General features: G+C 62.9%; 9 protein-coding genes. 4 read left to right on the top strand and 5 right to left on the bottom strand.

Translation table 11 applies throughout. From position 1 onward, the window contains the following. Positions 1–54 precede the first annotated feature (54 nt). The 4 genes from V8352_RS07455 to V8352_RS07470 all read left to right on the top strand — a co-directional run bounded on the left by V8352_RS07455 (position 55) and on the right by V8352_RS07470 (position 5,088). Positions 55–2,367: a mechanosensitive ion channel domain-containing protein gene (locus tag V8352_RS07455; protein ID WP_336423647.1), complete on the top strand. Its 2,313-nt coding sequence runs from the start codon at positions 55–57 to the stop codon at positions 2,365–2,367. Positions 2,368–2,842: 475 nt separating this feature from the next. Further along, the gene (locus tag V8352_RS07460; protein WP_442970977.1) at positions 2,843–3,523 is read left to right on the top strand and encodes a metal-binding protein ZinT; all 681 of its coding nucleotides are present in this window, start codon (positions 2,843–2,845) and stop codon (positions 3,521–3,523) included. 78 nt (positions 3,524–3,601) lie between these two features. Then, positions 3,602–4,819, top strand: a complete 1,218-nt coding sequence (locus V8352_RS07465) for a GTP-binding protein (RefSeq protein WP_336423648.1) — start codon at positions 3,602–3,604, stop codon at positions 4,817–4,819. Beyond that, positions 4,816–5,088 (top strand): DUF6525 family protein, encoded by a 273-nt coding sequence (locus V8352_RS07470; protein ID WP_336423649.1) that lies wholly within the window; start codon positions 4,816–4,818, stop codon positions 5,086–5,088. Before V8352_RS07465 ends, V8352_RS07470 begins: the two co-directional genes overlap by 4 nt. Before the next feature lie 48 nt (positions 5,089–5,136). Here V8352_RS07470 and V8352_RS07475 read toward each other — a convergent pair whose 3' ends face one another. The 5 genes from V8352_RS07475 to V8352_RS07495 form a co-directional block, all read right to left on the bottom strand. Beyond that, the gene (locus V8352_RS07475; RefSeq protein WP_336423650.1) at positions 5,137–5,751 is read right to left on the bottom strand and encodes an ABC-type transport auxiliary lipoprotein family protein; all 615 of its coding nucleotides are present in this window, start codon (positions 5,749–5,751) and stop codon (positions 5,137–5,139) included. Between the two features lies 1 nt (position 5,752). Then, positions 5,753–7,468 carry an MlaD family protein gene (locus V8352_RS07480; RefSeq protein ID WP_336423651.1) on the bottom strand — a complete coding sequence of 572 codons (1,716 nt, stop codon included), beginning with the start codon at positions 7,466–7,468 and terminating at the stop codon, positions 5,753–5,755. Then, positions 7,468–8,259 (bottom strand): ABC transporter ATP-binding protein, encoded by a 792-nt coding sequence (locus V8352_RS07485; RefSeq protein WP_442970978.1) that lies wholly within the window; start codon positions 8,257–8,259, stop codon positions 7,468–7,470. Before V8352_RS07485 ends, V8352_RS07480 begins: the two co-directional genes overlap by 1 nt. Next, a complete protein-coding gene (locus V8352_RS07490) occupies positions 8,256–9,404 on the bottom strand; it encodes an MlaE family lipid ABC transporter permease subunit (RefSeq protein ID WP_442970979.1) in 1,149 nt (382 codons plus the stop codon). Before V8352_RS07490 ends, V8352_RS07485 begins: the two co-directional genes overlap by 4 nt. Positions 9,405–9,782: 378 nt before the next feature. Beyond that, the gene (locus tag V8352_RS07495; RefSeq protein ID WP_336423653.1) at positions 9,783–10,757 is read right to left on the bottom strand and encodes a quinone oxidoreductase family protein; all 975 of its coding nucleotides are present in this window, start codon (positions 10,755–10,757) and stop codon (positions 9,783–9,785) included. Positions 10,758–10,853 lie beyond the last annotated feature (96 nt).

Genomic DNA, 10,853 nt, shown 5'->3' on the forward strand with positions numbered 1-10,853 from the left:
GGATATGACGATAAGCAAACGGTCAAATTTACAACGATACGGAGATGTCAGCGCATGCTGCGATATGTAACGAGCTTTCTCATTTCCCTGTTCATCACGCTGGGCGCCGCATCAGCGCAAGACAATGCGCCAGAGCAAGCGAGTGCAGTTGAACAGCTGTCCGGCGTCGATCTGCTCCTTGAGGTGATCGAGGATGACGCCGCGCGCGCGGAGTTGATTGAACGGTTGCGCGCGGCAGAGCAAGAGACTGCCGATACCGCGGAGGAAGCCATCGTCGAAACGCTGGCACCGGGGGACGTGCCGCCCGCCGATCTGTCATTCGGTCGCCGGGTCGCACTGATCACCCAGGAAGCCGCAGAGGGTCTGGCGGACTGGAGTGCCAGCCTATGGGCCCAGGTGAAGCGCGCACCGAATGTTCTGGACGGTCTCAGCGGCGGCGAGACAGCCGTGCTTATGGATGCGCTGGCCGATCTGGCCGTGGTTATCGCCAGCACCTTCATCGTTTTCATTCTGCTGCGTCGCTTCGGCAAGAGGATCTACGCCCGATTGAGCGCCTCGGCCTATGAGAGCGGTATGGTGCGGACGTTCACACTGTTCGGCCTGTCGGCCATGATCGACGCGCTGATCGTCATTCTGGCTTGGGCTGCCGGCTATGCGATTGCAATCTGGGGGCTTGGCGATACGGGGCAAATCGGGATCAGGCAAACGCTATACCTCAACGCATTCCTGCTGGTCGAAATGGCCAAGGTGGCAGTCAGATTGCTTTTGTCGCCATCGGCACCGTCCCTGCGGCCTTTGAATATCGGGGATCGGGCAGCGGCCTACCTGTCGCTGCGCATCAACATCATCGTGGGCGTCGTGGGATATGGCCAGCTGCTGATCGTGCCGCTGATCAACAGCAATGTCTCCTATGACGCGGGCCGGGCCGTTTCGTCGCTGATCGCCTTCGCTGTTCTTGGGTTCGCCATCTGGCTGGTTCTGGGCAACCGCAAAACCGTCAGTGACTGGCTTGTGGAAGATCGATATGTCCAGGTCGCGGAGGCGCAGCCGGTCGAGACATTGGCCGCCTCAGGGCCAGGCTCCAGCGACAGCTACGCAATTGATACGGCGCCCCTCCAGCGCTCTCGCGCGGCCTCGGCGGGGGCCGTGCTTGCGCGGCACTGGCACTGGCCCGTTATGGTCTATCTGCTGGTGATGTTCGTCATCGTCATGCTGCGGCCCGGCGATGCGGTGTTCCAGACGTTCCTTGCATCCGGGCAAGTGCTGGCGATCGGTCTGCTTGGTTTCATGGTTGCAGGCTTCATCAGCCGCCTGATGGTGCGCGGTGTGATGCTGCCCTCCGGGCTGTCCCAGCGCGTGCCGTTGTTGCAGGTGAGGTTGAACGCCTTTGTGCCCAAGATGCTCTTTGTGCTGCGGAGTGTAATCTTTGCGCTGGTCGTGCTGCTGGCACTGAATGCGGTCGGCATGATTGATCTGCGCGGCTGGATGGTAAGCCAGTTCGGTCTCAGGTTGACCGGAACGATCATCTCGGTGTCTCTTGTGCTGCTGGTGGCCTTTGCCATCTGGCTGGCCCTGACGTCTTGGGTGGATTACCGGCTCAACCCCGAATTCGGCAGCGTGGCCACGGCCCGCGAGCAGACGCTGATGACGCTGCTGCGCAATGCCGCGACGATCGCGCTGGTCATCATCACCATGATGTTCGTTCTGGCCGAGATCGGATTGGATATCGGGCCGCTTCTGGCCTCTGCCGGTGTGCTGGGCCTCGCCATCGGTTTTGGCGCGCAGAAAATGGTGCAGGACATCATCACGGGCATTTTCATCCAGTTCGAGAACGCGATGAACGTGGGCGATGTCGTGACGGTCGGCGGTACGACCGGGACAGTCGAAAGGTTGACAATTCGCTCTGTCAGCCTGCGCGACGTCCAGGGCGTCTATCACATCATTCCCTTCTCTTCGGTCGACATGGTGTCGAATTACGTCAAGGATTACGGGTATTTCGTGTGCGACATGGGGGTCGCCTACCGCGAGAATGTGGACGAGGTAAAACAAGCGATGCTCGACGCCTTCGCCCAACTCAAGGGTGATCCGGCGCAGGCGGACGGCATCCTGGACGATCTGGAGTGGTTCGGTGTGAACAGCTTTGGCGACAGCGCCGTGATGCTGCGCGCGCGCATCAAATGCGTGCCGGGCCGGCAATGGGGGATCGGGCGGGCCTATAACGGCGTGCTCAAGGAGGTCTTTGACGATCGCGGCATCGAAATTCCGTTCCCGCATCAGACCATCTATTTCGGCGAGTCCAAGGACGGCAAGACCCAGAGCATCAAGGTGGACGTCGACGACCAGGACAAGGGCGCAGCTCCGGCCTAAGGGAGCTGGCATCCGATGGGCGGGGGCCTCGGGGGACATCACTTCCCCCGAGGCCCCCGCCACTTCGCGACACGGTCAAAGACATCTGGACGGGCCGCACCCGCCATGCGGCCCATGTCCATGCGCGCGCCGCGATGACCCTAGTAAGGCGTCACCACGTTCACTGACGACGCCCGAAACTTCACTGGCAGAAGGCCACTCGCGCGCAGGGTGCGACTGCCTGCCCCGTTAGCNGTTCACTGACGACGCCCGAAACTTCACTGGCAGAAGGCCACTCGCGCGCAGGGTGCGACTGCCTGCCCCGTTAGCCAATGTGCAAAGGCCTCGGCGGCAAAGGCGGGACAGACACGCCCAAGTCCGTGGCGTTTTCTGCGCCAATCGCCTGTTGCCAAGCCAGAAGCATGTGCGTATGTCCAAATTGTTATGATATTACATAACGAATCAGAAGTCGAACGACGCAGAAAGGATCACTTCAGTGCAACGCGCTTTCCTCACCACGACAGGTGCCATCACCATCCATCTCATGCTGGGCCTTGCGGTGCCGGCGCTTGCCGAGTTCGGCAGCCATGACCATGACCATGATCACGACCACTCGCACGACCATTCGCAGAATCCCGCATCAACAGATATCTACAACGGTTACTTTGACGACGACCAGATCGAGGACCGCAGCCTTTCGGACTGGGCAGGCGATTGGCAGTCTGTCTATCCCCTTCTGAAGGACGGCACTCTTGATGCGGTGATGCAGCACAAGGCCGAGCACGGCGCCAAGTCTGCCGAAGAATACACCCAGTATTACGAGATCGGCTACGCAACCGACGTGGACCGGATTACGATTGACGGCTCCACTGTAACCTTCTTCCGCGAGGGAGAGCCGGTTCAGGGTGAGTATATGTCCGACGGCTACGAGGTGCTGACGTATGAGGCCGGCAATCGCGGCGTGCGCTTCATCTTCGAGAAGGCGTCCGGTGACGCCGAAGCGCCGGGCTTCATCCAGTTCAGCGATCACCGCATCGCGCCCGCGGAGTCAGATCATTACCACCTCTACTGGGGCGATGACCGGGCCGAACTGCTGAGCGAAGTCACCAATTGGCCGACCTACTACCCGTCGCAACTGAGCGCCGACAATGTCGCCCAGGAGATGATGGCGCATTGACCCGGCGATCCGGTCACGCCGGGATCCGGCGTGACCATCCCTTCGCCCACCCCCATCAAACCAAGACACGGAGCCCCCATGACACAGAACGACACCCGCCTTCCGGTAACCGTGATTTCCGGATTTCTCGGCGCAGGCAAGACCACACTTCTCAATGCGGTTCTGAACAATCGTGACGGCCTGCGCGTCGCGGTCATCGTCAACGACATGTCCGAGGTAAACATCGACGCCGACCTGATCCGCGATGGCGGCGCCGCGCTCAGTCAGACCGAAGAGACGCTGGTCGAGATGACGAACGGGTGCATTTGCTGCACCCTGCGCGACGACCTTCTGGCCGAGGTTCGACGCCTCGCTCAGGCCGCGCGCTTTGATTACCTGTTGATCGAGTCGACGGGCGTGTCCGAGCCGCTGCCCGTGGCCACCACGTTCGAGTTCCGCGATGCCGAGGGGCAGAGCCTGTCGGATGTGGCGCGGCTCGATACGATGGTCACGGTTGTCGATGCCGTGAATCTGCTGGCCGATTACTCCAGCCACGATCTGCTGCGCGACCGGGGTGAGAGTCTTGGCGCCGAGGATGAGCGCACCCTCGTGGACTTGCTGGTGGATCAGATCGAATTCGCGGACATCGTGGTGCTGAACAAGATCACCGCCGCAGGCGAGGACGCGCGTCAGGCCGCCCGCCTCGTGATTTCCGCGCTCAATCCGGACGCCCACATCATCGAGGCCGATTTCGGGCGCGTCCCGCCAAACGAGATCCTCGGCACCGGGCGCTTTGATTTCGCCACCGCCCACGATCATCCGCTCTGGGCCAAGGAACTCTACGGCTTCGCCGACCACGTGCCGGAAACCGAAGAATACGGCATCTCGTCCTTTGTCTATCGCGCGCGGCGGCCCTTCCATCCAGAGCGGGTGCACAGCGTGCTGAACGGGCCGCTTGCGGGCGTGATCCGCGCCAAGGGTCATTTCTGGATCGCCACGCGGCCAGATTGGCTTGCCGAATTCTCGTTGGCCGGAGCGGTCAGCAGCGTCGCGCCGATGGGAGGCTGGTGGGCAAGCGTTCCAAAGGAGAGGCACCCGGATCACCCGCAGGCGCGCGAATACCTCGAGCGGCACTGGCAGGAACCGTGGGGCGATCGCCGTCAGGAGTTGGTCTTTATCGGCGCCGCGATGGACCAAGCGGGCATAACCGCAGCGCTCGACGCTGCCCTTGTGGAGGACGGCAGCTTTCTGCCCGAGGCGTGGGACGGGCTTCCCGACCCCTTCCCGCAGTGGCGCAGTGCACCCGAGGCGGCATGAGGCAGGGCAACACCGCATCCGGTCTGCCCCGGCGGCGGCGCGCAGAAGATCCGATGGCCTCCTACGACAGGTTGCCGCCAGCTCTCAGGCACTGGCTGGCACAGGCTGCGCTGCCATGGTCCCCGCGCTCGGCATTGGCTCTTTGGCGCCGCCTTGCGGCACAGGTCGGCAAGGATCCAGCCGCGATCCTTGGGCGCTTGTCCGAGATCGAGGCGCGCATGTTGTCTCGCGACCGATATGCGATCAGCGCCAAGACCCGTGCACCATAGCACTTGAGAGCGCGGCAGGCAGGCCCTGCCGCGCTTTGCGCAAGTGCCTCAGACCGTCACGGACCAATCGGCCATCTGCGGCAAAAGCGCATCCAGGATCGCCTGAAAGGCCGCGACGATTGCGACCGGCGTGTCATTGGCCGCAGCGGTCTGGTTGCGAAACACGGCCGTCTTGATGACGCTTTGGTCCCTGTCGCGCAGCAACGTCAAGCTGAGGTCGATCTTGGCGATCACGGCTGCGCCAGCCACCTCCACCTGAAACGCGTCGATCCGGGTCAAGAGCGCCAGATCGGGCACCGGCCCGGCCTCATTGGGGCCGACATAGCCCATGCGCCCGGTGCCCGCGATCGAGCGCACCAGCAGCGATTGCACCAGCGCAGGCAATTCGTCGGACCAACGGGCCTCCGGCAGATAGGTGATCGAGGCAGCGCCCGGTTTGACCATGATCCGGTCACTGGCGATGGCGGCTGGCGCGTTGGGCGTTGCAATCAGCAGCGTGCCCCCCGATCTGCCACCCGAGGTCGATCCTGCGGCAGGCGACAGGTCGTAGGTGTCCAGCGGCGTCGCCGCCGCATTCAGCGAGGATAGCGCGCTGCATCCGCTGAGGCTGGCGGCGGCGCCCAGCATGGCGGCACGGCGGGTAAGGGTCAGGGTCTGCATCATGTCATCTCCGATATTCGGGAACGCGCTCATCCAGAAGGAATCGCGCCGGGTCTCGTTCAATGCGTCGCACCAGTTGTTCCAGCGATTGCACCAATACGCGCGCCTCGCTGCTAAGCCGGCCCAGCTCGTTCAGGCCATTACCGGTAAAATTGCTGATGCCCGGCGCGGCGTCGCTGATGGTCGTCTGCACCTGTGCGACGACGGCATCGGCCCGGGAAATCAGCGCGCGCAAGTCTTCGGACAGTTCGGGCAAGTCGCCTGATATCTGCTCCGCCGCGCCGCCGATCTGGTCGGTGGCAGTGCGGATGTCGGACAGCACCGGACCCAGGTCGGTCGACATGATCTCATCGGCGCTGTTGAACGCACGTTCGGCCGAGCCAAGCGCGCGATCTGCTGCGACCAGTGAGCCGTCGATGCTCCCCAGTGTGGCATTGGCCCGCTCGAAGAGGTCCGTGGCGGCAGTGATCGCTTCGCGCGTGTCGCTTGCCAAGGGATTGAGGCCATCGGCGAAATCGGTGAGGTCGCTTGCGGCATTGTCCACCGCAATGGAAGCCGAGGTCACGGCACTGCGAATATCCGCGACGACGACGGGCACGTCTTCGTCGATCACCACCTCGATCTTGGAAATCGCGCTTTGCGCGCTTGCCAGAACCGCGCGCGCGTCCGACACCATCAAGGTCCCATCCCCCGCAACAAGGGTGGTGACGCTGTTTGAGGCATCCGTCACGGCGCTGAACGACACGCTGGCATCGGCCAGCGTCTGCTCCAGCTCTTCCAGGCGCGCATTCAGCAACGCGGCCGTCTGGTCAAACCCTTCCAGCGTGCTTCCCGAGCGGTCCGAGATATCGGCAACCGCCTTGTTCAGAATGTCGACGGTGCCCGCGATCTGATCGACGATCCCCGGCACTTGATCCTGCATGAGGGCCTCGACCTGCGCAAAGGCCCTGCCCGCGCTGTCGATGGCTGTGCCGGTTGTGTCGATGGTCGCCTTGGCCGAGTCGAATGCGCCGGTCGCAGAGGCCAGTGTTTCATCGACATTGCCCAGCGTCGTCTCAGCCGCCGCGCCGATGCTTTCCAGACGCGTGCTGAAATCCGAGATTTGCGCCGTCGCGTCCGAGACGGTGCTGGTGATGTCCGAAAAATCCGTCAGCGCCTGTTCCAGCCCGTCCGACGCATCGCTGAGGTTCGACAGGATGTTCTGGACGTAGGCCTGATTTTCCGACCCTGCAAGCTCTTGAAATTGTTCCAGCAACTTGGTTGCCTCGGTGAGCAGGTCGGGCGCGTCCTCGACCAGCTGCTGCACCGTCGACCGCCGTGAGGGGATAATTGGGGGCGCAGCGCCCGGAGACGTCAGAGGCGGCGCATTGCCGGTCTCGTTCCTGAGCGAGATGTAAGCCACGCCCGTTACCCCCGAACTGCTCAGCTGGGCCACGGTATCCTCGCGCACGGGCGTCGACGCGTCGATTTCAATGCCGACATAGACCTTGGACGTATCGGGCTGATGTATGTGCACGTCGATCACGCGGCCCACGTTTATGCCGTTGAAGACGACGTCTCCGGAGGCATCCAGCCCCGACACATCCTCAAAAAGGATGCCGTAATAGGAATACTGCCGGTCCAGTTGTACGCTTGAGATCCAGACGGCAAACGCAAGGCTGGCAATGATCCCGGCAAGGGTAAAGGCGCCGATCAGGATGTAATTCGCGCGGGTTTCCATCACTGCACCTTTTCGTTTTGATCAGTCGCCAGGGCCGCCCGGGCGCGGGGGCCGTGGAAATATTCGTGGACCCATGGGTGATCCACCTCCATCAGCTCGGCCATGGTGCCGACGGCCAGCACTTTTTTCTCGGCCAGCACAGCAATGCGATCACAGATCGCATGGAGCGAGTCCAGATCGTGCGTCACCAGAAACACCGTCAGTCCGAGCGCTCCCTGCAACTGGCGGATCAGCGTGTCGAAGGCGGCCGCCCCGATCGGGTCCAGCCCTGCCGTCGGCTCGTCCAGAAACACGATTTCAGGGTCCAGCGCGATGGCGCGGGCAAAACCGGCGCGCTTGCGCATCCCGCCGGACAATTCAGACGGGAACTTGCCCTGCGCGACCTCCTCCAGCCCGACCATGCGCACCTTGATCGCCGCCAGCGTCTCGCGGAGGTCATCGGGCAGATCCAGCTGCTCGCGCATCGGGGCCTCGACGTTCTGGCGCACCGTCAGCGACGAAAACAGCGCACCGTCCTGAAACATCACGCCCCAGCGGCGGCGAAGCTGGCGGTAATCCTCGGGCGACGTGCCCGCAACGCTCTGGCCAAAGACCTCGATGCTGCCGCCATCAGGCCTCAGCAGGCCGACGATCTGCTGAAGCAGCACGGATTTGCCCGTGCCCGATCCGCCGACAATGCCGATGATCTCGCCCCGGCGCACGTCCAGGTCCAGCCCCTCGTGCACCAGATGGGTGCCAAAGCCCTTGGTCAGCCCACGCACCTTTATGATCGGCTCTGCATCGCTCATCATATTCCTATCAGTGCAAAAACGACCGAGAAGATGGCATCCGCCACGATCACCATAAAGATCGACAACACAACCGATGTCGAGGTCAGACGCCCCAGCGACTCTGCGTTGCCGCCCACCTTCAGCCCCTCATAGCAGCCGATGATGCCGATGATGATGGCAAAGAAGGGCGCCTTGATCATGCCGACGAGGAAATGCCAGACATCCGTGTTGCTCACCAGTCGCGCCTGAAAGACGGCAGGCGACACGCCCAGTTCGATCCAGGACATGATGGCACCGCCCACAAGGCCCGATATGTTCGAGATCAATCCAAGGACAGGCAGCATCAGCACCAGCGCCAGAACCCGCGGCACCACCAGAATGTCGATTGGATCAAGGCCGAGGGTGCGCATTGCATCGACCTCCTCTCGCATCTTCATCGAGCCGATCGCGGCAGTATAAGCCGACCCCGAGCGGCCCGCGACGATGATGGATGTCAGCAAGATCCCCAGTTCGCGCAGCACCGAGATGGCAATCAGATCCACTACAAAGACTTCGGCCCCGAACTGGCGCAGCTGGACCGACCCCTGAAAGGCTAGCACCACGCCGATCAGAAACGACATCAGCGCCACGATGGGGATCGCGTTCCAGCCCACCTCCTGCATGTGATGCACCAACGAGGTCAGGCGCAGGCGGCGCGGATGGATCACCATATTGCCCAGCGCCGCGATGACCTGCCCCAGAAAGCCGGTCAATTCCACGGCCACTCCTCCGCTGGCGGCGGTCTTGCGGCCCAGCGCTTCTATGCGGTCCACAAGCGTGGTGCGTTTGGCCTGCGCATCCTGGCCTTGCGGCATGTTGCGGCGAACGACCTCGATCAACTGCGCCTGCATCTCGTCGGCGCCAGTGATCGCCACCTCGGCATCCTCACGGGCCATCTCGCCTTGCATCTTGATGATGTACCACGCGCCGGCGGTGTCCATGTGGCTGACCTCGGCGATGTCGATCGCCGTTGCACCCTCTGCCGTCTGCTCGAGCATGGCGATGTTGTCGATCAGCAGGCGCCCCGACAGCACCAGTATGCCGTCCACCACCTCGGCAGAGGGCGGCGGCGCCGGCAGCGTGCTGGCGCGAGGATCCGGCGCCGTTGTCTCACTGTGCTCAACCATGGCGCCTTCTATCCCGTAAAGATCGGATTGCGGTGATCGTTGCGCCGCGCGGGCACATGGGCACTCGCCACCAGATGCCGCCTCACCGCCTCAAAAGCTTCGTTCTGTAAAGACTTACGAAAATTATCGCCGCCAATCCAGCACTTCAATACGCGCCATTGCGCGCCCTCATTGTGTTCACCAACGCGCGCGGCACATATCCGTTGCTACGAAGGGGGCGCACACCTGCTCAAGCTCAAGGCACGCAGCCTGACCAGCAGGGTGCCCATCGCGCGGGCGCCGAGGGCCGGGCATGTCATGCGCGCGTCTCCCCTGCCCATTCGGTGAAAAGGCAGGGAAGCTCAGCAATCGCCTCAGGCCCTGAGGCGCCGCGCCGCGTCAGATTTCGAGCACGGTCGAGCCTGTCGTCTCGCGCGCCTCCAGCGATACATGCGCCTTGGCCACATCGCTGAGGGCAAAACGCTGCCCGATGTTGATCTTGACGTCCCCTGACAACACCTTGTCGGCCAGATGGCGCGCCATGTCCTGGCAGGTCTCGTGATCGGCCACATGGGTGAAAAGCGTCGGGCGCGTGATCTTGAGCGAGCCCTTCTTGCCCAGCAGAGCCACCTCGAAGGGCGGCACCAGCCCCGAGGCGGCACCAAACGAGATCATCATGCCAAGCGGCCTCAGCGACGAGAGCGAGCCGTCGAACGTGTCCTTGCCGACCGCGTCCATGACCACATCGACGCCCTTGCCATCCGTCAGGTCGCGCACCTTCTGCACCCAATCGCCGGAGCGGTAATTGATGCAATGCGCCGCACCATGATCCAGCGCTAGCTGGCATTTCTCGTCCGTGCCGGCCGTGCCGATCAACGTGATCCCCTCCGAGCGCGCCCACTGGCACGCGATCAGGCCCACGCCCCCCGCCGCCGCATGGAACAGAACCGTATCGCCGGATTGCAGCGGCGTTGTGCGGTGAAAGAGGTATTCGACCGTCATGCCCTTCAGCATCATCGCGGCCCCTTCCTCGAACGAGATGCCCTCCGGCAAGGGGCAGACCTGCGCGGCGGGCATCACGCGCGCCTCGGCATAGGCGCCCGGCGGGTTCGACGCATAGGCGGCGCGGTCGCCGACCTTCAGATGGGTCACCCACTCGCCCACGGCCTCGATCACGCCCGCGGCCTCCATGCCCATCGCATGCGGCAGCGTCATCGGATACGCGCCGGAGCGCTGGTAGACATCGATGAAGTTGAGACCAACGGCCTTGTGCGCGATGCGCACCTCGCCCTCGCCCGGCGCGCCAACGTCCAGATCGACCAGTTTGAACTTCTCGGGTCCGCCGTGCTCTTCGATGATTGCTGTCAGTGCCATGTTCTTTTCCTCCGGTTATTCGGAGCGAACATGACGGCAATTGCACCGGGATGTCCATGGTCGAGGCGCAAACGGAGACGCAGTCAGACCTTTGCG

The organism is Roseovarius sp. D0-M9, from assembly GCF_037083805.1.
Lineage (GTDB): Bacteria > Pseudomonadota > Alphaproteobacteria > Rhodobacterales > Rhodobacteraceae > Roseovarius.

Excerpts from the sequence above, each read along its gene's own strand:
- V8352_RS07455 (WP_336423647.1), top strand. The coding sequence starts at position 55 with ATGCTGCGATATGTAACGAGCTTTCTCATTTCCCTGTTCATCACGCTG.
- V8352_RS07465 (WP_336423648.1), top strand. The coding sequence starts at position 3,602 with ATGACACAGAACGACACCCGCCTTCCGGTAACCGTGATTTCCGGATTT.
- V8352_RS07470 (WP_336423649.1), top strand. The coding sequence starts at position 4,816 with ATGAGGCAGGGCAACACCGCATCCGGTCTGCCCCGGCGGCGGCGCGCA.
- V8352_RS07475 (WP_336423650.1), bottom strand. The coding sequence starts at position 5,751 with ATGATGCAGACCCTGACCCTTACCCGCCGTGCCGCCATGCTGGGCGCC.
- V8352_RS07480 (WP_336423651.1), bottom strand. The coding sequence starts at position 7,468 with ATGGAAACCCGCGCGAATTACATCCTGATCGGCGCCTTTACCCTTGCC.
- V8352_RS07485 (WP_442970978.1), bottom strand. The coding sequence starts at position 8,259 with ATGATGAGCGATGCAGAGCCGATCATAAAGGTGCGTGGGCTGACCAAG.
- V8352_RS07490 (WP_442970979.1), bottom strand. The coding sequence starts at position 9,404 with ATGGTTGAGCACAGTGAGACAACGGCGCCGGATCCTCGCGCCAGCACG.
- V8352_RS07495 (WP_336423653.1), bottom strand. The coding sequence starts at position 10,757 with ATGGCACTGACAGCAATCATCGAAGAGCACGGCGGACCCGAGAAGTTC.